At 70.7% G+C, this 24,400-nt stretch carries 30 protein-coding genes and 1 tRNA gene; 10 read left to right on the top strand and 21 right to left on the bottom strand.

What is annotated here, in order from left to right; translation table 11 throughout:
* The 6 genes from ABIE38_RS11225 to ABIE38_RS11200 form a co-directional block, all read right to left on the bottom strand.
* On the bottom strand, positions 1-1,521 hold the full coding sequence (locus ABIE38_RS11225) for an MFS transporter (RefSeq protein WP_354056275.1): 1,521 nt from the start codon (positions 1,519-1,521) through the stop codon (positions 1-3).
* A 79-nt stretch (positions 1,522-1,600) separates the two neighbouring features.
* Positions 1,601-1,918, bottom strand: coding sequence for a DMT family transporter (locus tag ABIE38_RS11220; protein ID WP_354056273.1), 318 nt, complete (start codon positions 1,916-1,918; stop codon positions 1,601-1,603).
* Positions 1,918-2,277 carry a DMT family transporter gene (locus ABIE38_RS11215; protein ID WP_354056271.1) on the bottom strand — a complete coding sequence of 120 codons (360 nt, stop codon included), beginning with the start codon at positions 2,275-2,277 and terminating at the stop codon, positions 1,918-1,920. Before ABIE38_RS11215 ends, ABIE38_RS11220 begins: the two co-directional genes overlap by 1 nt.
* Positions 2,278-2,387: 110 nt before the next feature.
* Complete coding sequence (locus ABIE38_RS11210) at positions 2,388-3,671, bottom strand: alpha/beta hydrolase (RefSeq protein WP_354056269.1); 1,284 nt, start codon at positions 3,669-3,671, stop codon at positions 2,388-2,390.
* 277 nt (positions 3,672-3,948) lie between these two features.
* A tRNA-Ala gene (locus ABIE38_RS11205) sits at positions 3,949-4,021 on the bottom strand.
* 117 nt (positions 4,022-4,138) lie between these two features.
* The gene (locus ABIE38_RS11200; protein ID WP_354056268.1) at positions 4,139-4,696 is read right to left on the bottom strand and encodes a helix-turn-helix domain-containing protein; all 558 of its coding nucleotides are present in this window, start codon (positions 4,694-4,696) and stop codon (positions 4,139-4,141) included.
* A gap of 67 nt (positions 4,697-4,763) precedes the next feature.
* Here ABIE38_RS11200 and ABIE38_RS11195 point away from each other — a divergent pair, with 67 nt between their 5' ends.
* Positions 4,764-6,461, top strand: a complete 1,698-nt coding sequence (locus ABIE38_RS11195) for an FAD-dependent oxidoreductase (RefSeq protein ID WP_354056266.1) — start codon at positions 4,764-4,766, stop codon at positions 6,459-6,461.
* A 76-nt stretch (positions 6,462-6,537) separates the two neighbouring features.
* Here ABIE38_RS11195 and sepX read toward each other — a convergent pair whose 3' ends face one another.
* From sepX to ABIE38_RS11175, 4 genes are all read right to left on the bottom strand, one after another.
* Positions 6,538-7,734 carry a divisome protein SepX/GlpR gene (gene sepX / locus ABIE38_RS11190; RefSeq protein ID WP_354056264.1) on the bottom strand — a complete coding sequence of 399 codons (1,197 nt, stop codon included), beginning with the start codon at positions 7,732-7,734 and terminating at the stop codon, positions 6,538-6,540.
* A 120-nt stretch (positions 7,735-7,854) separates the two neighbouring features.
* Positions 7,855-8,514, bottom strand: coding sequence for a GNAT family N-acetyltransferase (locus tag ABIE38_RS11185; RefSeq protein WP_354056262.1), 660 nt, complete (start codon positions 8,512-8,514; stop codon positions 7,855-7,857).
* Positions 8,515-8,518: 4 nt separating this feature from the next.
* Positions 8,519-9,778, bottom strand: coding sequence for a molybdotransferase-like divisome protein Glp (glp, locus tag ABIE38_RS11180; RefSeq protein WP_354056260.1), 1,260 nt, complete (start codon positions 9,776-9,778; stop codon positions 8,519-8,521).
* Between the two features lie 130 nt (positions 9,779-9,908).
* A complete protein-coding gene (locus ABIE38_RS11175; RefSeq protein WP_354056258.1) occupies positions 9,909-10,808 on the bottom strand; it encodes a UTP--glucose-1-phosphate uridylyltransferase in 900 nt (299 codons plus the stop codon).
* Positions 10,809-10,871: 63 nt separating this feature from the next.
* Between ABIE38_RS11175 and ABIE38_RS11170 the strand changes: the two genes are divergently transcribed.
* From ABIE38_RS11170 to mscL, 4 genes are all read left to right on the top strand, one after another.
* A complete protein-coding gene (locus ABIE38_RS11170; RefSeq protein ID WP_354056256.1) occupies positions 10,872-11,435 on the top strand; it encodes a 5-formyltetrahydrofolate cyclo-ligase in 564 nt (187 codons plus the stop codon).
* 59 nt (positions 11,436-11,494) lie between these two features.
* The gene (locus tag ABIE38_RS11165; RefSeq protein ID WP_354056254.1) at positions 11,495-11,866 is read left to right on the top strand and encodes an FmdB family zinc ribbon protein; all 372 of its coding nucleotides are present in this window, start codon (positions 11,495-11,497) and stop codon (positions 11,864-11,866) included.
* Positions 11,867-12,017: 151 nt separating this feature from the next.
* On the top strand, positions 12,018-12,452 hold the full coding sequence (locus ABIE38_RS11160) for a hypothetical protein (protein WP_354056252.1): 435 nt from the start codon (positions 12,018-12,020) through the stop codon (positions 12,450-12,452).
* A 167-nt stretch (positions 12,453-12,619) separates the two neighbouring features.
* Positions 12,620-13,048: a large conductance mechanosensitive channel protein MscL gene (gene mscL, locus ABIE38_RS11155; protein WP_354056250.1), complete on the top strand. Its 429-nt coding sequence runs from the start codon at positions 12,620-12,622 to the stop codon at positions 13,046-13,048.
* Between the two features lie 32 nt (positions 13,049-13,080).
* Here the strand turns inward: mscL and ABIE38_RS11150 are convergent, their stop codons facing one another.
* The 7 genes from ABIE38_RS11150 to ABIE38_RS11120 form a co-directional block, all read right to left on the bottom strand.
* Positions 13,081-13,245, bottom strand: a complete 165-nt coding sequence (locus tag ABIE38_RS11150; RefSeq protein ID WP_354056248.1) for a hypothetical protein — start codon at positions 13,243-13,245, stop codon at positions 13,081-13,083.
* Positions 13,242-13,817 carry a MogA/MoaB family molybdenum cofactor biosynthesis protein gene (locus tag ABIE38_RS11145; RefSeq protein ID WP_179525840.1) on the bottom strand — a complete coding sequence of 192 codons (576 nt, stop codon included), beginning with the start codon at positions 13,815-13,817 and terminating at the stop codon, positions 13,242-13,244. Before ABIE38_RS11145 ends, ABIE38_RS11150 begins: the two co-directional genes overlap by 4 nt.
* Positions 13,814-15,193, bottom strand: coding sequence for a S1C family serine protease (locus tag ABIE38_RS11140; protein WP_354056245.1), 1,380 nt, complete (start codon positions 15,191-15,193; stop codon positions 13,814-13,816). The genes ABIE38_RS11145 and ABIE38_RS11140 overlap by 4 nt, the downstream gene beginning before the upstream one ends.
* 59 nt (positions 15,194-15,252) lie before the next feature.
* A complete protein-coding gene (locus ABIE38_RS11135) occupies positions 15,253-16,644 on the bottom strand; it encodes a sensor histidine kinase (protein WP_354056244.1) in 1,392 nt (463 codons plus the stop codon).
* Positions 16,644-17,327, bottom strand: a complete 684-nt coding sequence (locus tag ABIE38_RS11130; RefSeq protein ID WP_182617164.1) for a response regulator transcription factor — start codon at positions 17,325-17,327, stop codon at positions 16,644-16,646. The genes ABIE38_RS11135 and ABIE38_RS11130 overlap by 1 nt, the downstream gene beginning before the upstream one ends.
* Positions 17,328-17,522: 195 nt before the next feature.
* Positions 17,523-17,693, bottom strand: coding sequence for a 50S ribosomal protein L32 (rpmF, locus tag ABIE38_RS11125; protein ID WP_179525844.1), 171 nt, complete (start codon positions 17,691-17,693; stop codon positions 17,523-17,525).
* Positions 17,694-17,758: 65 nt separating this feature from the next.
* A complete protein-coding gene (locus tag ABIE38_RS11120; protein WP_095718598.1) occupies positions 17,759-18,019 on the bottom strand; it encodes a type B 50S ribosomal protein L31 in 261 nt (86 codons plus the stop codon).
* 358 nt (positions 18,020-18,377) lie between these two features.
* On the opposite strand from ABIE38_RS11120, the gene rpmB reads away from it, so the two are divergent.
* The 5 genes from rpmB (at position 18,378) to ABIE38_RS11095 (ending at position 20,462) form a co-directional block, all read left to right on the top strand.
* On the top strand, positions 18,378-18,614 hold the full coding sequence (rpmB, locus tag ABIE38_RS11115) for a 50S ribosomal protein L28 (protein ID WP_010542299.1): 237 nt from the start codon (positions 18,378-18,380) through the stop codon (positions 18,612-18,614).
* Between the two features lies 1 nt (position 18,615).
* Positions 18,616-18,780 carry a 50S ribosomal protein L33 gene (rpmG, locus tag ABIE38_RS11110; RefSeq protein WP_017836290.1) on the top strand — a complete coding sequence of 55 codons (165 nt, stop codon included), beginning with the start codon at positions 18,616-18,618 and terminating at the stop codon, positions 18,778-18,780.
* A 3-nt stretch (positions 18,781-18,783) separates the two neighbouring features.
* Positions 18,784-19,089, top strand: coding sequence for a 30S ribosomal protein S14 (rpsN, locus tag ABIE38_RS11105; protein WP_017836289.1), 306 nt, complete (start codon positions 18,784-18,786; stop codon positions 19,087-19,089).
* Positions 19,090-19,099: 10 nt separating this feature from the next.
* A complete protein-coding gene (rpsR, locus tag ABIE38_RS11100; protein WP_007632792.1) occupies positions 19,100-19,357 on the top strand; it encodes a 30S ribosomal protein S18 in 258 nt (85 codons plus the stop codon).
* 163 nt (positions 19,358-19,520) lie between these two features.
* Positions 19,521-20,462 carry an AEC family transporter gene (locus ABIE38_RS11095; protein WP_354056240.1) on the top strand — a complete coding sequence of 314 codons (942 nt, stop codon included), beginning with the start codon at positions 19,521-19,523 and terminating at the stop codon, positions 20,460-20,462.
* Between the two features lie 31 nt (positions 20,463-20,493).
* Here ABIE38_RS11095 and ABIE38_RS11090 read toward each other — a convergent pair whose 3' ends face one another.
* The 4 genes from ABIE38_RS11090 to ABIE38_RS11075 form a co-directional block, all read right to left on the bottom strand.
* Positions 20,494-21,156: a CPBP family intramembrane glutamic endopeptidase gene (locus tag ABIE38_RS11090; RefSeq protein ID WP_354056238.1), complete on the bottom strand. Its 663-nt coding sequence runs from the start codon at positions 21,154-21,156 to the stop codon at positions 20,494-20,496.
* A gap of 71 nt (positions 21,157-21,227) precedes the next feature.
* Entirely contained in the window at positions 21,228-21,899 is a 672-nt protein-coding gene (locus ABIE38_RS11085; protein WP_354056236.1) for a 3-oxoacid CoA-transferase subunit B, read from the bottom strand.
* Positions 21,899-22,675 (bottom strand): CoA transferase subunit A, encoded by a 777-nt coding sequence (locus ABIE38_RS11080; RefSeq protein ID WP_354056235.1) that lies wholly within the window; start codon positions 22,673-22,675, stop codon positions 21,899-21,901. Before ABIE38_RS11080 ends, ABIE38_RS11085 begins: the two co-directional genes overlap by 1 nt.
* Before the next feature lie 27 nt (positions 22,676-22,702).
* Positions 22,703-24,352 carry an AMP-binding protein gene (locus ABIE38_RS11075; RefSeq protein ID WP_354056233.1) on the bottom strand — a complete coding sequence of 550 codons (1,650 nt, stop codon included), beginning with the start codon at positions 24,350-24,352 and terminating at the stop codon, positions 22,703-22,705.
* Between the last annotated feature and the right edge of the window lie 48 nt (positions 24,353-24,400).

The raw sequence follows: 24,400 nt of genomic DNA, 5'->3' as shown, positions 1-24,400 counted from the left end.
TCAGCGCTGAGCGAGCTCTGCCGATGCCGGGTGCTGCTCGTACATCGAGTCGATCTCCTCGACGCTCCTGCCGGTGGTCTCGATGCGGAACAGCCATGTGATGATCGCCCCGAGCAGGGACGTTCCAACCAGGATCGCCAGGACGGCGCTGGTGCCCCACGCGACCAGCAGGATCGGGAACAGGAACGAGGTGAGCACCGCGCCCGACTTGGCGATGGACGCCGCCATTCCCGCACCCGTCCCGCGCAGGGCGGTCGGGAACACCTCCCCCGCCACCACATACGTCATGGAGTTGGGCCCGAGGTTGGTCATGAACTGGAACAGGATGAAGCCGGCAAAGACGAGCACCGTCTGCATCGACCCGTGGACGAGGGTCGACGACGCGGCGATCGCCAGCCCGGTCGCGCAGCCGAGGAACCCCAGCATCTGCAACCGCATGCGCCCCCACCGGTTGACCAGCACGATGGCCACCAGGATGCCCACCAGGAGGAACACGTCGATGAGTGCGGCACCCTTGGCGCCGAGTAGATCCTTGTGGATGATGGCCGACGACGAGGACTCGCTGCTGGCGACGTTCCCGAGCGTGGTCGCGATGATCGTCGGCGTGAAGATGCCGATGCCGTAGGTGCTCAGATCCTGGAGGAACCACGGGACCGATGCCAGGATGGTCGACCGACGCCACGGCGCTCGGAACAGCACGCGTACGTCCTTCGTCGCGGTCTCGTCGGCGCCCGCCTCGGCCGAGAGCGTCACGACCGAGGGGTACTGCGGCGTGCGGTCGAGGAGCTTTCTCAGTTCGACCTCGGCCTCGGCGTGGCGGCCGATGTTCGCGAGCCAGTGCGGGCTCTGGACGATGAACAACCGGCCGACGGCGACGAGTGCCGCCGGCACCACGACGACGCCGAACATCAGCCGCCAGGAGTCGAGCGAGTCGGTGGTGCTGAGGATCGCGACGCCGACCAGGGTCCCCGCCACGGCCCCGACCGCCTGGAACGCGAACGCCGACAGCACCATGCGCCCGCGGCCGGCGGTGGACTGTGTCTCGGAGATCATCGCGTGGGCGGTCGGATAATCGCACCCCAGGGCGGTGCCCATCCCGAACAGGCAGACCAGGAACACGGCGAACCCGGGCGCCAGGGTCGCGCCGAGCAGGAACACGGTGAACAGCACCATCTCGATGAGAAACATCTGCCTGCGGCCGAACCGGTCCGACAGCCCGCCGAGGGCTGTCGCCCCGACCATGATCCCCGCGAGAGGCGCCGCGGTGAGCAGACCCGTCTCCACCGCCGAGAGCGACCAGTACGCGGTGATGAGCGGCAGGGCCACCCCGATGAGGAACACGATCAGCCCCTCGAAGAACTTCCCCGCCGAGGCGAGCCACCAGATCCTTCCCTGCATGCTCGTCATGCCGCCCGCGCCCGCCGGGGTGCCGTCCCGCCAGCGGGGGGTCTCGTCGATGTATCTCTGAACCGTCGAGGGGGTCTCGGGTCCGTCGTCGCCCTCGGGCGCGGGTGTCGCCATGACGCAGAACATTACTCAGACGCGTCCGCGCGAATCGGGGTGATGGTGAACCCCGTGTTAACGATCGGGGCTGCTGCCCTCAGGCCCCCGCGCCCAGCTCCACGAGCAACACGCCGCCGGCGATCAGCACGATCCCCGCTCCCATCAAGGGCGTGAGGGGTTCGCGGAAGAGCAGCCGACTCAGGACCGCCGCCAGGGCCACGCCGGCGGCCGTCCAGATGCCGTAGGCGACCCCCAGCGGCATCCCCTCGGCCAGGGTCAGGGAGAGAAAGACGAAGGCCACCAGGTAACCGGGCACGACGGCGGCGTACCACCGCGCGTTGCCGACCGCCATCCGGAGCGAGAGCGTCGCGGCGAGTTCGAAGGAGATCGCGACGGCGAGGTAGGCCCATGCCATCAGCCGACCCCCTCGGCGCGTGCCCGGGCACGCTGGGAGCCCAGTTCGACGCACAACACACCGGCGATGATCACCGCGATTCCCGCGAGCATCAGCGGGGTCAGTGGTTCGTGGTAGATCAGGGACGACAGGCCCGCCGTCAAAGCGACGCCGGAGGCTCCCCAGATGCCGTACGCCACCCCGAGCGGCACGCCCGCCCGGAGGGTGAGGGCGAGGAAGGCGAATGCGCCCACGTACCCGATGGCCACCATCGCGTAGAGCGCGGGCGTCGTGAGCGCCCCCTTCAACGAGAGCGAGCCCGCCACCTCGAGTGCGATCGCCGCGGCGAGGAACAGCCACTTTCCTGTACTGCCGTACACGAGTATGTTCTTCTCCCTCGAGCCGAGCCCCGCCGCACACCGGGCGGTCGACGCACAAAGTGTATGGGTCCCGTGCGCCGGGCCGGCGACGGGCGGGTACGCCCGGATGGTCACCGCCGGGTCGTCACGTCACGGATGTGCGCGCCCAGCACCGCCAGGGCAGACGCCCCCTCGGGGGTTCCAGCAACCACGGGGAAGCAGTGGATCATCCCCGGCCAGACCCGCAGGTCGATCGACGCGCCGAGCGCAGTGCTCGTGTCGACGAAGGCGCGAACGTCGTCGACCACGAAGTCGTCGCCGCCACAGACGATCGCCACGGGGGGCGCGCTCTCATCGAGCGGCCGGCGGCAGGGAGAGATCTCGGGATCGTCGACCGGGGTGTCACCGGCGTAGGCATCACGGCAGTTCCGGGCGACCAATGGGGGCATGAGCGGGTCGAGGGCGCCACCGGAGCGGGCGGGACCGAGAGGTTCGGTGAGGTCGACCCACGGACTGATCAGCGCCAGACCGGCCGGGCGTTCCGAGCGTCGACGGAGACGTTCGACCAGTCCGAGAGCGAGGCCTCCGCCGGCGGAGTCCCCGGCGATGGCGACCCGTTCGCATCCTCCGACGTGCTGGGCGAGACGGTGAAACGCCGCTTCGGCATCGTCAAGGGCGGCCGGGTGACGGTTCTCGGGAGCGAGCCGATAGTCAGGTACGTAGGCAGTCGCGCCCGAGAGACGAGCGAGGGTCGTCGCCATGGTGGCATGTGTGTCGGATGAGCCGGCTACATAACCGCCACCGTGGAGGACGAGCAGGCCCGGGGCGCCGGCTGGCCCGTCGATCCAGAGTCCCGCAACAGGGACCCCGACCGCCGGCCTGGCCGTCCGTCGCGAGCCGCCTAGCCTGGATGCGGCGGTGGCCACGGCCCGCAGGGCCCGGATCCACCTTTCGTCGAACGGCACCACGGTTAGCACGGGACGGACGATCAACCGAAGTCCAGCACGCTGGAGCCGCGACGGCATACTCGGCCTGCGGGTGATGGTGATCCGCCGGTCGGCCTCCGCGACGAGCCGACGGGCGAGCACGGCGACCGAGGCCTTGACGATGCGGGCAGCCACCACACCGACGACCCGGTTGGCCGAGCGGAAGGAGCACGTCCACTCGAGCTCGCCGCCGGCGGGTCGTGCCCGAACGGTGACGCGACCGACGCGGTCGTATAGCTGCCACCTAGGCTGCACCGCGTACACGTGCTCCACTCCGGGCTCCAGCGCGGTAGTTCGCCTCTGCCGCCGGAAACCCCCCAGCGGTGCACCCGCCCACTGCCGCCACTGCGCGGCGTCGGACTCCAACCTCAGGACATCCGCGGGGTCCGCCGAGAACTGCGCGTGGACGCGCACGGTGTAAGTCGCCACATCTGACTCCTCGGATAGCGGAAGACCTGCCCCGCCCGACCATCGGCGGACGGACGAGGCCCAGTGCCGCCCAGAACGGGGCCGTTGTGTGTGCATGCCCTCTTCGTCTGGGTACCTCCGACGCAGTCACTTCGCTGGGGGGTCACGTCGATCCAGCATGCCGGAACGCCCGGCGACTCCGGGAGCGTATTGCGCCACCCGACCTGGTGCGACGCGAGAAAACGGAAAGGCCGTCCCCGCCTGAGCGGAAACGGCCTCTGAACTCGTGGTCCTTGGGTGGAGCTAAGGGGAATCGAACCCCTGACCTTCTCGATGCGAACGAGACGCGCTACCAACTGCGCTATAGCCCCGCACGGCCCTCGCGGACCGTGTTGCCGCCCTTCCGGGAAGCGGTGCCACCCTCTCGAGCAGCGTGGAACACCTTACCAGCACGCCCGGCCGACCTTCCAAACCGGGAGCGCGGGGCCTCACGAGTCGGCGGTGTGCGTGTGCATCCGCACCCCGTCGTCGTTGAAGATGCTGATCACCTGCGCCGGCCGCGCGCCGGCCGCCGACAGGCTGTGCGGGACCCTGGTGTCGAACTCCGCTGCCTCACCGCGGGTCAGGATCAGCTCCTGGTCGCCCAGAACCAAGCGCAGCTTTCCAGACAGGACGTAGAACCACTCGTAGCCGTCGTGGACCCGGGGTTCGGGCGCGGCACTCGCCGGCGGGTAGGTGATCTTGTAGGTCCCCACCGAGGACCCCTCGGGCGCCAGCGGGGCGATGACCATGCCGTTCCGGTGGATCACCGGACGCCGCACCCTGGGGTCGACCGTCGTCGGGGCCACCAGGTCGTCGAGGCTGATCCCCAACTGGCGGGTGAGCGGCAGGAGCAGCTCGAGACTGGCCTGCCGTTTGCCCGATTCGAGACGGGAGAGCGTGCTGGCCGACATGGCCGCGCGCTCGGCCAACTCCTCCAGGGTCCACCCCTTGCTGTGGCGATACGCCCGCAACCGCGTCCCGACCTGCCTGAGTTCCTCCGTCACCACACAACTCCATGCCAATAGTGCAAACCTCCTTGCAGTTTACGCACACCCGGCGTGAACTGTTGTCATGCACACGAACAAGCACACAGAAGAACACTGGGACACCATCGTGATCGGCGGCGGGGCCGCGGGGCTGTCAGCGGCGCTGATGCTGGGGCGGGCACGCCGCCGCGTGCTCGTCGTCGACGCCGGCGAGCCGCGCAATCGATTCGCCGCCCACATGCACGGCGTGCTCGGCCACGAGGGAGTGGACCCGCTGGAACTGCTCCGCCGGGGCAGGGAGGAGCTCCGCGAGTACAACGTGACGGTGTGGACGGGGTCTGTGACCGTGGTCCGGGACAGCGGGGTCGACGACGCGGCGAACGGCGAGACCGGGGCCGGCCTGACCGTCGAGTTCGCCGACGCGGCGCCCGGGACTGCACGCGCCCTGGTCGTCGCGTCAGGACAGACCGACGAGCTGCCGGACATCCCCGGCCTGCAGGAGCACTGGGGCACGAGCGTCCTCCACTGCCCCTACTGCCACGGCTGGGAGGTCCGCGGCCGCAGGATCGCGGTGCTGGGTACGTCCGCCATGTCCACGCACCAGGCCCAACTCGTGCGGCAGTGGACCGACGACCTGGTCTTCCTCACCGCTGGAATCGACGAATCCGGCAACGGTCCCAACGCCGAGGTGGCCGCCCGACTCCGGGCCCGCGGCGTCCGACTCGAGTCGACCCCCGTCGACAGGGTCCTGTCCACCGACGGCCGCCTGAGCGGGGTCCGGCTCCTTGACGGCCGGGAGATCGCACTCGATGCGATCTTCGCGGCACCCGTGGCGCGACCCCACGACCAGTTCCTCGATGGACTCACTCTGGAACGGGCCACCAACCCGATGGGCACGGCACTGGCCGTGGACCAGTTCGGGGCGACCGGTCACCCCCGCATCTGGGCGGTGGGCAACGTTGCCAACCCGGGTGCGACCGTGCCCGTGTCCATGGCCGCGGGGTCGATGGCCGGCGGGATGGTCAACATGATGCTGGTCAACGAGGACTTCGACATCGCGCTCGAGGACGCAGCCGAGGCGACGGCCACTCCGGGCGCGACCGGATCCCCGGCCGAGCACTGGGAGGGCGAGTACGCCGACAACGGACCCCGGTGGTCCGGGGCCGTCAACGCCACCACCGCAGCCGTGGTCGACGCGCTCCCGGTCGGATCGGTTCTCGACCTGGGCTGCGGTGAGGGCGGCGACGCGGTCTGGTTGGCCGGGCAGGGGTGGGACGTCACCGCGGTGGACCTGTCCCCCACGGCGGTCTCCCGAGGAGCGGGGGCGGCGGCCGCCCGAGGAGTGGCCGACCGGATCGACTGGGTGGCCCACGACCTGACCACCTGGACCACCGACGAGCGCTTCGACCTCGTCACCGCCAGCTTCTTCCACTCCCCCGTCGACCTGTCCCGCACGCGGATACTGCGACGCGCCGCCGAGTGGGTCCGGCCCGGCGGCCACCTGCTGCTGGTCTCCCACGTCTTCGAGTCGGAGGCGGACATCCCGCCGTGGGCGAACCGGCCGGGCGGCGGGGACCACGCAGGACACGGCGAGAACCCTGGCCACGGCGCCGCCCACCCGGTCCTGCCGACGCCCGCCGAGGACGTGGCCGACCTGGCCCTGGACCCGGCGGCGTGGGAGGTCGTCCTGGAGGAGATCCGCCCCCGCGAGGCGGTCGGCCCCGACGGTGTCCAGACGGCCACGATCAAGGACGGCGTCGTGCTGTACCGCAGACGGCCCTGACCACCGGGCCCCGGAAGCCGAGACCCCGCTCGATGAGACCCTGCTCGACGAGGACGCCGGGAGGCGCGAGCGGAGGTCAGCCGACCGCGCGCCGGAGCGGCTCGCGGTGCGCGGTCCGGTGATCCGGACCGTGAGTCCGACGACCGGGGTCGGTCTCCTGCTCGCGGTCGAAGGTGTCCAGCATGTCGAAAGCCGGATCCTCGTCGTCGACCTCCAGCACCACCGCACCGGGCCTGCGCAGCCGGGGCGGCACCACGGAGAGCTCGTCGTCCTCGCGGGACTCCACGCCCAGTCGCGCGCGACGCATGCGCTCCACGCGACGACGGCGCAGACTCTCCTCGAGGCGGACCTGGCGGCGCAGGTAGGTCAGGTAGGAGGCGAGGAGCAGAACCGCGCCCCCGGCGAACCACCAGACGGCGGGAACGGTCACCAGCGCGGCGATCACGGCCACCACCGCCAGTGCCACCAGAATCAGCGCGGTCCGCTGGCGCGCGTGGGCGCGCTGCTCGGCGGCCTGACGATCGGCCATGGGGTCATACGCGCCGCGGCCACGCCTGCGCTCCGCGAAGTCCAGGTCCGCGTCGGTGAGCTCCACCTCGGGCTCGGCCGGACGCCGGCGGCCACGGTGGACGAGTACGGCCTCGGCATCGATCCCCGCCGCGTCCTCGGCGTGGTCGGCGCGCGAGGAGGTCCGCTCTCCCGCGGGGGACTCGATCACCTCGCCGTCGACGACGTTCGGCCGGCGGGTCTCGTCCACCGATCCCTCGCCCGCACCGGCCTCCGTGGCGACGTGTGTGGCGCCGGTCCCGGCCGACGAGGCACTCCGGGACCTGTCGGCCACGACGACCGCGGGAATCTCCGTGGTGACCTCCTCGGCAGAGGTGTCGTCCCCGGACGCGGCGTCACCGGTCCCCGGGTTCCGACGCTCCTCCATCACCCGGCGCACGGCCTCACCGCGCCTGCCGGCGGCCTCGCGGCGCAGGGTCTGCTCCAGCAGGTGACCCCACGTGTCGGTGTCGAGCAGTTCGGCGTCGGTGGCGCCCGAGCCGGAGGGCAGACCGAAGAGCGTCTCCTCGGACTCCGCCCGGACCGGGTCTCCGGAGGCGCGTCCGCGGCTGGGCACCAGTCGGCCCGACCCACCGGAGTACAGGGTGCGGGTCTGGGCCAGGGCGTCGCCGGTACGGCGGATGGGGTTGCGCGAGCGGATCAGCATCGGCGCGAGGACGAACAGCCAGACCACCACCAGCAGGATGATCAGCAGTGAGCTCGACATCGATCAGGCCTCCTCGAGCGTCTACCCCGACACGGGACGTCGTGGTGAGGTCCCAACCGTAACGGCGGCCGGGCCCCGCCCCGTGGCGACGCGCCGCTGGTCACGATGCTCAGCACATCCTCAGACCCGGCGGGCGAAACCCGAGGCCACGAGGGCGGCCACGGCGCCCCGGCCGTGCTCCTCCCGGGTGCGTGCGACCAACAGGTGATCGCGCCACTCCCCGTCCACGTGGAGATACCGCCGCAGCAGACCCTCCTCGCGGAAACCACATCGCTCCAACACCACGCGGCTGGCGGTGTTCTCCGGCCGGACCGTCGCGTCGATCCGGTGTAGGGCACCCGGCCCCAGCGCGTGATCCATGCCCAGGGCGAGGGCGGCCGTGGCCACCCCGCCCCCGCCGAAGCGGCGACCCACCCAGTAGCCGATCCAGCCCGAGTGCAGCGCGCCGCGCACGATCCCGCCCACGGTCAGCTGCCCGCAGAACCGGCCGTCCACCTCGATGGCGGCGGGCAGGGAGGCACCGGCGCGGGCGTGACGCCTGAGCTGGGAGTGGATCCCGGGCCACGCGCGGGCCGTGTTGTTGTCCCGCCACTCACCGTCGACGGTCGGCTCCCACGGTTCGAGGTGGTCGCGCTCGCCGAGCCTCAGCGCGGACCAGTCGTGGCCGTCGCGACGCCGCACGGGGCGGAGGGTGACCACCCCGGCGCGCACGCGGAGCGGGCCGGCCTCGAGGGGCCACCCGGGGTGGGCCACGGCGTCGGGCGCCAGGACGTTCCACATGGGCTCAGCCGCGCTGGGCGAGGAACATCACGTCCACCTCGTCGCCCGCCCTGACGGCGGAGACGTCGGGGTCGATCACCACGAGGCAGTTCGCCTCCGCCAGCGAGGCCAGCAGGTGCGTGGAGGACCCCTGCGCGCCGCCGAGGGCCCGCACCAAGTACTCGCCGGTGTCGGTGTCCCGCATGAGCTGTCCGCGCAGGTATCCGCGCCTGCCCTCCACCGAGGAGATGGGGGCGACGGTGCGGGCCCGGACCGTCCGGCGCATCGGCTGGCGCTTGCCCAGCGCGATGCGGATCAGTGGCCGGACCATGATCTCGAAGACGACGAGTGCGCTCACCGGATTGGACGGAAGCAGGAAGGTGGGGACCTCGTCGCGCCCCAGCCGCCCGAAGCCCTGTACCGACCCGGGATGCATGGCCACGCGGTTGACCTCGATCTGTCCGAGCTCCTCCATGACCTGGCGGATCCGCGTGGTGGCCTCTCCGCCGGCCGCGCCGGAGACCACCACGAGCTCGCTGCGGACGAGCTGCCCCTCGAGGACCTCGCGCAGCCGCGAGGGTTCGGTGCTGGCGATCCCCACCCGGTGCACGTCCGCCCCGGCGTCGCGGCCCGCCGCGGTGAGGGCGTAGGAGTTGACGTCGTAGACCTGGCCGGTGCCCGGTTGGCCGTCGACGTCGAGGAGTTCGTCACCGACCGAGATCACGGACATACGCGGCTTGGGGTGCACCAGAACCTTGGCCCGCCCCACGGAGGCGAGCAGGCCCACCTGGGCCGGGCCGATGATGGCCCCCGCGCGCACCGCGACGTCGCCCGGTTGTACGTCGTCGCCCACGCGGCGGACGTAGTCACCGCTGCCCACGCCGCGGGTCGGGGTGATGCGCTGGCCCTCGGCCACGGCCCAACCGACCGGGAGGACCGCGTCGGCCAGGGTCGGCAGCGGCGCACCGGTGTCCACGCGGACGACCTGCCCGGGCTGCAGGCGGGTCGGTTGACGGGATCCCGCGGTGATCCTCCCGACGACGGGCAGCCCGGCGGGCCCGCCGGACGCGTCCCCGGCGTCATCGACCGGGCCGCCGACCCGGATGTCGACACTGCGTACCGCGTATCCGTCGATCGCGGACTGGTCGAACGAGGGCAGCGGGCGCTCGGCCACCACCTCTTCGGCACACAGCAGGCCCTGCGCCTCGGAGATCGACACGCGTACCGGTCTCGGGGCGACCGCGGCCGCCGTCACCAGCGCGAGCTGTTCCTCGACGGAGCGCACCAGGTGTCCCCTTCCCGTACGAAAGTCGCTGACCGTGCAGCGGAGTCACGCCCCGGCGGGCGGACCGACCACCGGGTCCCTGTGGGAGAGGGTAGCGCCCGGACCGCGCCGTTCCGCGGCGACGGCGCCGTCAGCGGCCGAGCCGGCCCTCCAGCCACTCCCGCAGCTCGTCGGCGTAGGCCGGGTTGTCCAGTGCGAAGTCCACGCAGGCCTTGATGTACCCGCCGGGATTGCCGAGATCGTGCCTGGCGCCGTCGTGGACAACCACGTGGACCGGGTGCCCCTCGTTGATCAGCAGATCGATCGCGTCGGTGAGCTGCAGTTCCCCGCCGGCGCCCGGCTCGATGCGCCGGAGCGCGTCGAAGATCGCGCGGTCGAGCACGTAGCGCCCGGCCGCCGCGAGGTTGGACGGCGCGTCCTCGGCGGCCGGCTTCTCGACCATGCCGAGCACCTGCTTGACGGCCGGGTCGTCCGTGTCGGAGACCTCGAACACCCCGTAGGAGGAGACGTCCTCGGGGCTCACCTCGAACGCGCACAGGACACTGCCGCCGCGTGCCGCCCGGACCTGCGACATCCGGCCCAGGATCCCGAACGGCAGGACCAGGTCATCGGGCAGGAGCACGGCGACGGCCTGCTCCTCGTCGCCGAGCACCGACTCCACCTGTGCGACCGCGTGTCCCAGGCCCAACGGCTCGTCCTGGCGCACGTCCACCACCTCGATGAGCCCGGGGGCGCGCTGGACCTTGTGCAGCAGGACGTCCTTGCCCCGGTCGGACAGCGTGTCCTCGAGGACCTGGTCCTCGGAGAAGTGCGCCATCACGCCGACCTTGCGCTCGGAGGTCACGATCGCGAGCCGACCCGCTCCCGCCTCGGTCGCCTCCTCGGCGATGAGCTCGATCCCCGGGGTGTCCACCACGGGGAGCAGCTCCTTGGGAACGGTCTTGGTGGCGGGCAGGAACCGGGTCCCGAGGCCGGCGGCCGGGACGATCGCTGTCCGGAACTGCGAGTCAGGAGTGGCGGTGGACGTCATGGCGTACACCATAGACGGCGGACCGGGCCGCTACCTCCGGACCACCGACGGCACACTGGGGTGATGGATCAGGACAAGTCCGCGGTACGTCGTGCGGTGCGGATGCGTCGTGCGGCGGTCCCCGCGTCGGTGCGCGCCGAGCGTGACCGGGCGATCCGTGAGTGCCTGGCCACCCTGGTGACGGAGGGGATGGTGGTCTGCGCGTTCGTTCCCGACGACGACGAGGCCGGCGGACCGGACCTGCCGGAGGCGCTCGCGCTGGCGGGGGCGCAGGTGCTCCTGCCGGTCTCCCCCGCTGTCGGCCCGCTCGGTTGGGCGGCCTACGCCGGGCCGGCGGACCTGCGGCCGGGACGGTTCGGCATCCCCGTCCCGTCCGCCGCGCCGGAGGGGCCGGGGCGGATCGCCGACGCCGATCTGGTGTTGGTGCCCTCGGTGGCCGTCGACCGCACGGGCTCCAGGCTCGGGCGCGGGGGCGGCTACTACGACAGGACGCTCGCCCTCGCCCGGCCGCACACCCGGTTGCTGGCGGTCCTGGATCCGGAGGACGTGCTCGACCACGTCCCGTCCGAACCGCACGACCGGCCCGTGACCGGGGTCGTCACCCCTCATGGCGTCCTCGACTTTTAGTACCTGGCACTCGGGAGGGTAGAGTGCCAGTCGATATCCGACTCTGCCCCGGAGGCCAGATGCCCACCTATTCGTACCGGTGCCGCGACTGCGACGTCGCCTTCGACATCCAGCAGTCCTTCACCGAGGACTCGCTCACTGTCTGCCCGAAGTGCGACGGTGAGCTGCGCAAGCTGTTCAGCACGGTCGGCGTGGTGTTCAAGGGTTCGGGCTTCTACCGCACGGACAGCCGCGCCGCCGGGTCGGGTTCCTCGACCGGGGGCGGCTCCGGGAAGTCCGCTTCCGGCACCTCCGACTCCGGCAAGTCCGGCTCCGGTTCGGGCTCATCGGCTGGAGCGACGTCCGGCTCGGGCTCGGGTTCGTCGTCGGGCTCGGGTTCGTCGTCGAGTTCGGCGTCGTCATCCGGCTCGTCGGCCAGCTCGTCGTCGTAACGGGTAGCCGACCCACCTCCTCCACAGGGCTCCGCTCCTCCACAGCCACCCGCCCGGCCCCCTGCACGCGACCCGGCGGGATGCCGTCACCCCGATACCGTCTCCCCCACACCGCGCTCACCGGCAGCGTGCCGACAGACGGGGGACCCAGTTGCGCCGAATCCTCACGTCCCCGACAGCCCCGCGGGGTTGGCGGCGTCGACGTGCCACCCGGATCGCCCTGGCCGCCGCGTTGGTCGTGGCCGCGCCCGTCGTCGGGCGCCAGGTCCCGGAGGAGGTGACGGCGCCGCCCCCCGCGGGGGCCCGCCACCCCGACCACCGGAACGTGCGTGTGGTCCCGGTCCCCCTCGCGGACCCGGCCGTCGCAGATCTCCTACAACCCGGTGACCTGGTGGATCTGGTCGGCACGGCGGACCCGGACTCGTTCGCCGCGCCCGCCGTGGTGGCGCGTGCCGCGCGGGTGAGGGACACCCCTGCCGGACGGGTCGGGAGTCGGTCGATCCTCGTCGAGGTCCCGGAATCCGATGCCGCCCGGTTGGCCTCGACGGCCGCCGGAACGCCGCTGGCGGTGCTGGTGCACGGGTGACGCGGCTGGAACTCGGGTGACGCGACGCAGCGCCGGACCGGCGGGGCGGTGAGAGGACGCTGGCCCCTCAACGGGGCTGATCGGGCTGGTAACGTCCCTGCGGTTCAGTCGGAACGCACGACCACGCACGCGGTGGACCTCGCCGCGACACCAGGGAGGGGTGCAGGATGCTCAAGGGCTTCAAGGACTTCATCATGCAGGGCAACGTGATCGACCTGGCGGTCGCCGTGGTCATCGGCACCGCGTTCGCGTCGATCGTCGACGCCTTCACCAGCGCGATCATCAACCCGCTCATCGCCCTGCTCGGCGGGAACAGCGAGATCGGGTTCGCCGTCCAACTGCTGGACAACAACCCCGAGACCAGGATGGACTTCGGGTTGCTGCTCACCGCGATCATCAACTTCCTGCTGATCGCCGCGGTCATCTACTTCGTCCTGGTGGGGCCGATGAACAAACTGAAGGAGGCCGCCGCCAAGCGCAAGGGCGTCGACGCCCCCGCCTCGGACAACGACCTCCTCGTTGAGATCCGCGACCTTCTCGCGGGTCGCCCGCTCACCCATCCTTCGGACCCGCGGAGTACGTCCGGCGAGTCCTGACACCACGTCCCGCCCCCACCGCTATGCGGGTCTCACCCGTGGTGGGGAGGGCGTTGCTCCATCCACCAGTCGTCGCCGAGCCGGGCTTCCCGGTCCCGTGCCTCGTCTGACGTGGTCCCTGGCACGGTCTCGCCGAACACGTCGTCGATCCGGGCGCTGCTGTACGACCGGCGTGTCCCCGGGGCGCTGTCGGTCACAGCTCGTCGATCGCCGACAGCTGTGCCACCACGTACGAGACGAGCGGACACAGCGTGGCCATCCCGTCCCGGATCGCCGCGCGGCTGGGCGCGAGGTTGGCGACCACCGTGCTGCCGGACACCCCGACCAATCCGCGGGAGACGATCGAGTCGACCGCGCCGGCCGTGAGGCCTGACGACCGGATCGCCTCGGCGATGCCGGGCAACCGCTGGTCGAGGATCTCTTCCGTGACCTCGGGGGTGATGTCCCGGGGGCCGACCCCGGTGCCACCCACGGTCACGACGAAGTCGAAACCGCCGACCACCGCTGTCTCGAGTGCCTTGCGGACCTCGGACTCCTCGGATGCCACGCCGACGACGCCGCCGACCAGGAAGCCCTCCTCCTCGAGAAGCTCGGTGACCAACGGACCGATGGAGTCCTCGCGCGGATCCAGCCGGTCGGTCACCACCACGACCATCGCGCGACCGGCGATGGGGGTGTCCGCCGGAACGGCCGCCGAGGGGTCGAAATCCACGTCCGTCTGGATCCTGCGCCCACCGGGCAGAGACCTCGGGTCGAATCTCGTGCTCATCTCGCCTCTCCCAGTACCACGTCGACAGTCGTCGGCTGATCGCCCACACGAGCAGCATAGGTGACGGAGATCGTCTCGCCCGGAGCCCTCGACCGGATCGCGGCGACCAGCGCGTCGCCGCTCTCGATCAACCGCTCCCCGACCATGGTGATCACCGCCCCTTCCTCGATGCCCGCCTGCGCGGCGGGGCCTCCCACCTCGGTGGTGCGGACCAGCGCGCCGTCGATGTCGGGTTGGTCGCTCACCGAGACCCCGAGGACCGCACGGGTGGCGAACCCCTGCTTGATCAGCTGGTCGGCGATCCGCCGGGCCTGGTCGACCGGGATCGCGAAACCCAGACCGATCGATCCGGAGTTGCCCGAGCCCAGTGACGCGATGGCGGAGTTGATGCCGACCAGCTCACCGTTCATGTTGACCAGAGCGCCGCCGGAGTTGCCCGGGTTGACCGCCGCATCGGTCTGGATGGCGTCGATCACCGTGTTCTGGTCGGATTGCGCGCCGCCCGCGCGTACCGGCCTGTCGAGCGCGGAGACGATGCCGGTCGTCACGGTGCCGGACAGGCCGAGCGGGGAACCCACCGCCGCGACGGCCTGCCCCTCGTCCAGGTTCGAGGAGGACCCGAGCGCGATCGGGGTGAGCGAGCGGTCGGTGTCCGCCCTGATCACGGCGATGTCCGTGGCGGGGTCGGTGCCGACGACCGTCGCCGGCGCCCTCGACCCGTCGTTGAAGCGCACCTCGATCTGCCCGCCGGTCGCCGCCATCGCGATGACGTGGTTGTTCGTGATGATCAGACCGTCCTGGGCCAGCACCACGCCGGATCCCTCACCACGTCCGGCCTGCCCGCGGACGTCGATCGAGACCACGCTCGGCAGGACCTTGTCGGCGACGGACTCGACCGTCCCGTCCGGGGCCTGACCCTCGGGCTGGGCGGCGCTGATCGGGGAGGCGAGCCTGCCGCTGTCACCGCCGCCCGCCACCGTGGCACCGATCCACCCGCCCAGTCCGCCCGAGACGAGCATCGCGGCCACCAGTCCGGCGACCAGCAGGCCCCGGCCCGACTTCGCCGGTGCGGTCGAGCCGGGATCGTCGCCGCCGTACGCGGGCTGCGGGGGCAGGGCCGCGGTCGGCTGCCCCGCTCCGCCCCACCCCGGGTTCGGCTGCACGTGCCCGTACTGGCCTGGCTGCGCGGGACCGTACTGGGGAGGGCCGGGAGGGGTCTGACCGACGTTCGCCGGGCCCGGTCCCCGACCGTCGTCGCGGGGACCATACGGGTTCTGCGTCCGCTGACCGTATCCACCCGGACCCGCGCCCGGACCCGAGGCCCACTCGTCGCCGGGCCGGGGACCACCCGAACCCCGATCGTTCTCGTTCTCCATACCCGCCATGGTTCCTCACCGCGCTGTGTGCCCGCTGAGACGACAGGCGTCCCCCGGGATCAGTCCGGGGGGAGCTCACACCCGGGGATGGTCATGCGCACCTCGGTGCCCCCGCCCTCCGCGTCATGGATCTCCACGGTTCCTCCGTGCCGGGTGACCACCTGTCGGACGATCGCCAACCCGAGCCCCGAACCGGGCATCGCCCGTGCCTCCCGCGAGCGGTGGAATCGTTCGAAGACCAGTTGCCTGTCCTCCTCCGGGATACCCGGACCCTGGTCGGCGACGGTCAACTCCACGACCGACTCCGACACCGGATTCATCCGGACCGTCACCGTCCCGCCGGTCGGGCTCCACTTGGCCGCGTTGTCGCAGATGTTCAGCACCGCACGCTCGATTCCCGCATTGTCACCGAACGAGTACCAGGGCGCCAGATCCACGTCGAACCGCACGTCGTGACGCCGCCGACGGACCCGCTCGAGAGCCCGCTCGACCGCCTCGGACACCGCGACCGGCTCCAGCTCGACCTCCCCGGAATCCTCACGGGCGAGCTCGACCAGGTCCCCGACCAGCTGGCTGAGCTCGGAGATTTGACCGATCACGTCGACCTCGAGCGCCCCCCTGTCCGCGGCCGGGATCGTCGGGGCCCCCGGCCTGCTCGCGGCGATCAGTAGCTCCACATTGGTCCGGAGACTGGTCAACGGTGTCTTGAGCTCGTGTCCGGCATCGGCCACGAGCCGAGATTGTCGATCCCTGCTCTCCCCCAGCGCCACGAGCATCTGGTTGAAGCTGGCGGTGAGCCGGGCGATCTCGTCGTCACCCGCAACCGGGATGGGCCGCAGGTCATCGGTCCTGGCGATCCGCTCCACCGCCCTGGTCAACCGGGCGACCGGCGCCAGTCCCGTGCGCCCCACCGCCGTACCGGCCACCGCCGCCAGCGCGATTCCGGCGGCACCCACCAGGGTCAGGACGATCGCCAAACGGTTGAGGGCCGCCCTGGTGGGGCTCAGGTCCTGCGCCAGGATGAGTGTCGAGCCGTCGCGGACACCCACGGCGTAGATCTGTTTGCCCCCGGCCGTCCGCAGACTCGACTCGGACTCGCCGCGCACCACTGCGATCTCGGGGCCGCCGATCTGGAAGGGTTCGCCGGTGGCCGTCCGCACACCGGAGGGCGCCACGATCTGTGCGTCCAGGTTGGGGTTGAAGGCCCGCAGCGCGATGAGGGTGCTCCGGGACTGGAGTGCGAACTCCGACGCGAGCTGGCTGTTGACCAGTTGGTCGGCCTGTTGCTGGAGCCGGTTGTTGACCTCGCTGTACATCGACCCGGACACGACGAAGTACGCCGCGACGGCCATCAAGGCCACCGCGACGCCCACCGAACTCGCCGCCAGCAGGGTGACCCGCTGGTGCAGGGAGATCGGTGTGGAGCCCCACCCCACCGTGCGGGCTCGCACTACGGCGTCTCGCGCAACACGTATCCCACGCCACGCACGGTGTGGATCAGACGACTCTCGCCGTCGCCCTCGGTCTTACGTCGGAGGTACCCGATGTACACCTCGAGCGCGTTCCCCGACGTGGGGAAGTCGTACCCCCACACCTCCTCGAGGATGTGGCTCCGGGTGAGGACACGACGGGGATGGTGCAGGAGCAACTCGAGCAGGGAGAACTCCGTCCGGGTCAGCTGGATCCGGCGCTCGCCCCGGTTGACCTCGCGCGTCGCCAGGTCCATCCGCAGGTCCTCGAACTCCAACACCTCGTCCACGTCCTCGGCCTCCGGACCCCGACGACGCAGCAACGCCCGCAGCCGGGCCAGGAGCTCCTCCAGGGCGAAGGGCTTGGGCAGGTAGTCGTCGGCGCCGGCGTCCAGGCCCGCCACCCGCTCCGACACCGCGTCGCGGGCGGTCAGCATGAGCACCGGGAGGTCGTCACCCCGACTCCGCAGAATCCGGCACACCTCGAGGCCGTCGCGGCGGGGCATCATGACGTCGAGGATCACCGCGTCCGGACGGTTCGCGTCGAGCCGTTCGACCGCCTCGACCCCGTCCCCCGCGAGCTCCACCGAATAACCGTTGAACGTGAGGGAACGGCGCAGGGATTCACGCACTGCCTGGTCGTCGTCCACAACGAGGATCTTCATACCGGGAAGTCTCCCGCACCCGCCTGAACCACGGCTGAGGAACACCGCGACCGGCACCCGGTCCTCGCGGGGCCCTGACGACGCCGACGAGCCCGGCGGGTCCGAGGGGACCCACCGGGCTCGTGACCGGGCGTGTGCGTGCGGCGCGCGGGCGCCGCAGAGCTCAGTTCGTCTCGGCGATCAGTCGACCGACACTCAGCGGTCGAGGTCGACGAGGCCGAGCTTGGCGGCCTTGACCAGGCGACGCGGCAGCACCACGGCGCGGCCGTCGATCTTGGTCTCCTGGAGGGCCGGGTTCTCGGCCTTCCACTGCGAGCGGCGGGAATGGGTGTTGGCGCGCGAGAGGCGACGCTTCGGAACTGCCATGACTGTTACGTCCTCTTAGGTCTCGGGTGTGGGTGTGGGTCGGCGGCGGCGCACCGACCCGCAGCTCACTTGGTGCGGCGGGTGCGGTTGCCGTAGCGGCGCTGGAACTTCTCGACACGGCCGGCCGTGTCCATGACGCGCTGCGCGCCGGTCCAGAACGGGTGCGACTCACTGGTCACGTCGACCACGATGAGCGGGTAGGAGTTGCCGTCCTCCCACTCGACGGTCCGCTCGCTCTTGGCGGTGGAGCGGGTGAGGAACTTGGTGCCGGTGCCCGAGTCCTGGAAGACCACCGGGTGGTAGTCGGGGTGGATGTCGTTCTTCATACTGGATCCCTCTAGCTCGGTAGAAGTCTTGGGTCTGGCGCCCGCCCCGTCAGGGGCACGCAAATGCCAGTGGCCGAACCGGGGATCCCGGTATCAGCACACGCATCGGTAGATCGTACCCGTACGATGACCGCGTACCCAATTCGCACGCTCCTCCGGCCGTCCCCACCGGCGCTGACGTGCTGATTACCGTTTCCCGCGGTCGGGCCGTAAACTAGACCATCGCTGTTGTCTGCACGTTTGCTATCGCCTCTCACGGTGCCCGCGACGTGGTGATCCGCTGCTGCCCGGCCCAGGCCGAGCGGGAGTCCCGACCATCACGCGCCACCGTACGAGGAGGCGGAAGGAGAAACACGCCATGTCGGCGCATTGCCAGGTAACGGGACGGAAGCCGGGTTTCGGCAAGTCCGTCTCGCACTCACACCGCAGGACCAACCGTCGCTGGAACCCGAACATCCAGCGCCGTAGCTACTTCGTGCCCTCCGAGGGTCGTCGCGTCACGCTGACGGTCTCCACCAAGGGCATCAAGACCATCGACCGCGATGGCATCGAGGCCGTCGTGGCCCGTATCCGCGCCCGTGGGGAGAAGATCTGAGATGGCACGTAACGACGTTCGACCCATCATCAAGCTCAAGTCCACGGCCGGGACCGGGTTCACGTACGTGACCCGCAAGAACCGCCGCAACAACCCGGACCGCATCGTCCTCAAGAAGTTCGACCCGGTCGTCCGTAAGCACGTCGAATTCCGAGAGGAGCGCTGACCCGTGGCCAAGAAGTCAAAGATCGCGCGCAACGAGCAGCGCAAGGCCAAGGTGGCCCGGTTCGCCGAGCGCCGCGCCGAGCTCAAGGCAATCATCAAGAACCCCGAGAGCACGGACGAGGCGCGCATGGACGCCCAGACCGCGCTCAACAAGATGCCGCGTGACGCCTCGCCCGTGCGGGTGCGTAACCGCGACGTCGCCGATGGTCGCCCCCGCGGCTACCTCCGCAAGTTCGGCCTCTCCCGCGTCCGTATGCGCGAGATGGCCCACCGTGGCGAGCTGCCCGGTGTCACGAAGTCGAGTTGGTGAGTAGGTAATCATGGCAAAAGCGCGTAGCACCCCGTCCAAGAAGATCCGTGCCCAGGAGGGTCGTCGGCCCAAGAAGAACCCGTTGAAGGTCGCGGGTATCGAGACGGTCGACTACAAGGACGTCAACACCCTCCGCACGTTCATCTCCGATCGTGGCAAGATCCGTTCACGCCGCGTCACCGGCCTCACGCCGCAGCAGCAGCGTCAGGTCGCCGTCGCGGTCAAGAACGCCCGCGAGATGGCACTGCTGCCGTTCACCAGCCGCTGAGCCACTGCTCGGCGCGGTCGAACCGCACCGCACGTCCCGCCTGCGGTCAATAGCCGCCGACTCAGGCAACAGCAACCCGATCGGGGTCGCGCCTCCTGCCCGCAGGAGTGCTCGGCCCCGATCGGCGTTACCGCTCCCCTCCCCCGAACCCCAGGAGTCCGCAGTGGCCGGCGTCCTCAACGGCTTCGCCGTCATCGTCGCGGTCGTCGCTCTCGGGTGGCTGCTCGCCCGTTCCCGGGTCCTCGGCTCCGACGCCCGACTTGTGCTCAACCGGCTCGTGTTCTTCGTCGCCACCCCGGCCCTGCTGTTCGACGCCCTCGCCCGGACCACGCTGGACCAGGTCTTCACCGGCGTCTTCGTGGTCTCCGCCGTGACGGCGATCGTCATGGCGGTGGCCTACGTGCTCATCGCGAGACTGTGGCTCCGGCGACCGGCCGCCGACCTCGCCGTCGGCGCCCTGTCCGCCAGCTACGTCAACTCAGCCAACCTGGGCATCCCCATCGCCGTCTACGTCCTGGGGGACTTCGGGTTCGTCATGCCCCTGTTGCTGTTCCAGGTGGCGGTGCTGCAGCCGGTCGCGATCGCCGTGCTCGAGCGCGCCGCCCGGGCGGACGGCACGACCGATGGCGGTGGAGGTGCGTTCTCCTCGGCGCTCCAGGCCGCCCGGACCCCGCTGGTCCTGGCCGCGCTCGCCGGGGTGGCGGTGGCCGCACTGCCGTGGTCACCGCCCGAGCGCCTTCTCGAGCCGGTCCACCTGGTCGGTCAGATCTCGGTTCCCGGCGCTCTCCTGGTGTTCGGCATGTCGCTCTACGGCGTGAAGGTGCTCGAGGCCGGAGCCTCACCGCGCCGGGAGATCGCCCTCGCCAGCGGCCTGAAGCTGGTCGCACACCCCCTGCTCGCGTACGCCGTCGGCAGCGGACTCATGGGGATGCGGGGGCACGAGCTCCTCACCGTGGTGGTGGCCGCCGCCCTGCCCACCGCGCAGAACGTCCTGGTGGTCGCCACCCGCTACGGGCACGGGACCTTGCTCGCCCGCGACTCGGCGGTCCTCACCACCCTCGGGGCGCTCCCCGTCCTGCTGCTGGTGTCCGCACTGCTGGCCTGAGCTCCGCCGGGTACCGGCCCGCGGGCATCCCTCAGACCGAGCCCGCCGCGACGAGCCCGGCGAACACCACCGCGTTGTTGACGCCGTGGAGCACGATGCCGGGCACGATCGACCGGTACCACTGCGCCATCACGCACAGCGAGATGCCCACCACGAACAGGTAGGGCAGCGCGGGCGGGATCAGGTGCACGGCGGCGAAGACCGCCCCAGCGAGCGCGATCCCCGGAACGGCCCGGAACCTCGCACGCAGTGCGGGCAGGACGATCCCCCGGAAGACGACCTCCTCGGCCACCGGGACGAGCACCGCGACGGCGAGCAGTCCGAGGACCACGAACGCCGGCCCGCCGGTGGCGAGGTCCTCGAGCCCGTCGTCGGAGCCCTCCGGACCGCTCCCCAGCGGGATGAGCACCACCATGGAGGCGGCGACCCCCGCGAGCATCACCGCTGGGATCTGCCACACCAGGTGCAGCGGCGTGCGTGCCGGGGGGCGCAGCCCCACATCGGCCCAGCCCAGACCGCGTCGGCGCAGCAGGTGGACCCGCACGGCCACCAGCGCCGCCACCGCGGTGCCGCCGAGCACCACGAGGGCGAGCAGGGCCGTGTCGGGTCTCGCGGTGCCGACGGTGCTCGCGGCGACGAGTACGAGCAGGACGACGACGACGAGGCCGACCACATACCCCAGGACCCAGGCCAACGCCGAGAGCGCCGCCCGACCCCGGACCGGTGTGGTCCAGAGTCCGGCGGCGCCGGCGGGCGGTGGCGCGATTACCGCAGTCCCTCGGCCACCCGGTACGGGGCTCCCGTGGCGGCGGCGACCTGCTCGAGGGTCACCCCGTCGACGATCTCGACCAGGGTCAGCCCGGCCTCGTCGCGGTCGAAGACCCCGAGTTCCGTGATGATCCGGTCCACGCATCCCAGGCCCGTGAGCGGTAGCGAGATCTCCGAGACGATCTTGGACGAGCCGTCCTTGGCCACCTGGTCCATCACCACGACGATACGGCGGGCTCCCACCACGAGGTCCATGGCACCGCCCATGCCCTTGACCATCGCGCCGGGCACCATCCAGTTGGCGATGTCCCCGGCCGGGTTGACCTCCATCGCCCCCAGGATGGCCACGTCGATCTTGCCCGAGCGGATCATCCCGAAGCTCATCGCGGAGTCGAAGATCGACGAGCCGGGGAGCGTGGTGACGGTCTCCTTGCCTGCGTTGATCAGGTCCGGGTCGACGTCGTCCGGGTGCGGGTAGGGGCCGATCCCGAGCAGTCCGTTCTCCGACTGCAGGGTGACGTTGACGTCCTCGGGGACGTAGTTGGGCACCAGGGTCGGAAGCCCGATTCCGAGGTTCACGTACTGGCCGTCCGACAGTTCGAGGGCCGCGCGGGCGGCCATCGCCTTGCGGTCGCGTCCGAGTCGGGCGGGCGTAGCGGAGGTACTCATCAGCGCTGTCCTTCCGAGGGCGGGTTGGTGGTGGTCTTCTCGATCCACTTGGTCTGCTCCACCTGCTGCGTGGTGAGCTCGACCAGGCGGTGCACGAAGATGCCGGGCAGGTGGATGTCGTCGGGGGCCAGCTCGCCGACCTCGACGATCTTCTCCGCCTCGACGATGCACACGCGGCCGGCCATGGCGGCCAACGGCGAGAAGTTGCGGGCGGTGAGGTTAAACCGCAGGTTGCCGCTGCGGTCCGCGACCGCCGCCCGCACCAGCGAGAAGTCGGCCTCGATGGCCTGCTCGAGCACGTAGGTCTCGCCGCGGATCTCCCGGGTCTCCTTGGGCGGCGAGGCCACCGCGACACCGCCCTCGGAGTCGTACTTCCACGGCATCCCGCCGTCGGCCACGTAGGTGCCCACGCCGGTGCGCGTGTAGAACGCGCCGATCCCGGAGCCGCCCGCGCGCATCCGCTCCGCGAGGGTGCCCTGCGGCGTCAGCTCCACCTCGAGCTCACCGGACAGGTACTGGCGCGCGAACTCCTTGTTCTCGCCCACGTACGACGAGACGATACGCCGGAGCTTCCCGGTCTCCAGGAGCATGCCGAGGCCCTTGCCGTCGACCCCGGCGTTGTTGGAGAAGACCTCGAAGTCCCCGACGTCGCGGGAGGCGAGGGCCTCGATGACGACCTGCGGGATCCCGCACAGCCCGAACCCGCCGGCGGCGATCGACGCCCCGTCCGGGATGTCCGCGACGGCCTCCGCCGCTGTCATGATCTTGCTGGACATACACGTCCTCCTTGGGTGTGTGGGCCGTCAGGCGATGCCGAGGATCTCGATCGCCGTCTTGCGCATGTCGACCTTGCGGACCTTGCCTGTGACCGTCATAGGGAACTCGTCCACCACGTGGACGTACTTCGGGATCTTGTGGCGCGCGAGCTTGCCGGTGGCGAAGGCGCGGACCTCGTCGGCCGTGAGGTCGTCGCGCCCGGGCTTGAGCCGGACCCACGCCATGAGCTCCTCGCCGTACTTGGGATCCGGGACCCCGATCACCTGGGCGTCGAGGATGTCGGGGTGCGTGTAGAGGAACTCCTCGACCTCGCGGGGATAGATGTTCTCGCCTCCGCGGATCACCATGTCCTTGATGCGCCCGGTGATCTTGACGTAGCCGTCGGAGTCCATCTCACCGATGTCCCCGGTGTGCATCCACCCGTCGGCGTCGAGCGCCTCGGCGGTCTTCTCCGGCTCGTTCCAGTACCCGATCATCACGCTGTACCCCTTGGTACAGAACTCCCCCGCCTCGCCGCGCGGCAGGGTCTCACCCGACTCCGGGTCGACGATCTTGATCTCCAGGTGCTGGCCGACCCGCCCCACGGTGGAGACGCGGCGGTCCAACGAGTCGTCGGACCGGGTCTGGGTGGACACCGGGGAGGTCTCGGTCATGCCGTAGCAGATGGACACCTCCTCCATGTTCATCTGGTCGATCACCTGACGCATGGTCGCCTCCGGGCACGGCGACCCCGCCATGATCCCGGTCCGCAGGGACGACAGGTCGTAGGAGTCGAAGTCCTCGAGCGCGAGCTCGGCGATGAACATCGTCGGCACGCCGTACAGGCTCGTGCACTTCTCCTGCGCCACCGCCCGCAGCGAGGCCGCGGGGTCGAACGCCGGCGCGGGGATCACCATGCACGACCCGTGGGTGGTGCACGCGAGGTTGCCCATCACCATGCCGAAGCAGTGGTAGAAGGGCACCGGGATGCAGACCCGGTCCACCTCCGAGTAGTTGATCGTCTCGCCCACGAAGAACCCGTTGTTGAGGATGTTGGTGTGTGACAGGGTGGCGCCCTTGGGGAAGCCGGTCGTGCCCGACGTGTACTGGATGTTGATGGGATCGCCGGCGCCGAGACCGGCCCGGATCCCGGCCAGCTCCTCGGCGTCGGTGGGCCCCGACATCATCGACTCCCACTCCTCGTCGCCGAACAGCACGACGACCTCCAGGTCCGGGCAACTGGGCTGGACCTGCGAGAGCATGCCGGTGTAGTCCGAGTCCTTGAACTGGGGCGCCGCGACCACGGCCTTGATCCCGGCCTGCTTGAGCACGTACTCCAGCTCGTGGACGCGGTAGGAGGGGTTGATGTTGACCAGCACCGCCCCGATCTCGGCGGTGGCGTACTGGATCATCACCCACTCCCAGCGGTTGGGGGACCAGATCCCCACGCGGTCGCCGGTCCGGATCCCGAGCCGGAGCAGGCCCGAGGCCAGGCGACGCACGTCGGCGTGGAACTCCGTGTAGGACCACCGGCGTCCGGCCTGCACGTCGACGAGGGCGTCGCGGTCGCCGAAGCGCTCCACCGTGGCGGCCAGGTTGTCGGCGATCGTCTGCGTGAGCAGCGGGACGTCGGCGTCCCCACGGGTGTGGGACAGAGCGGGGTCCAGTGGGGTGGAATCGAGATCGGTGATGGTCATCTCGGTACTCCTTGAGGGTGGGGTCGGACGGCCCACGAAGTGGGGTTG

The sequence above is a fragment of the Dietzia sp. 2505 genome (assembly GCF_040546785.1).
In the GTDB taxonomy this organism is placed as follows: Bacteria; Actinomycetota; Actinomycetes; order Mycobacteriales; family Mycobacteriaceae; genus Dietzia.
The sequence above is the reverse complement of the archived record's forward strand: the minus strand, read 5'-3'. Positions and strand labels throughout refer to the sequence as shown.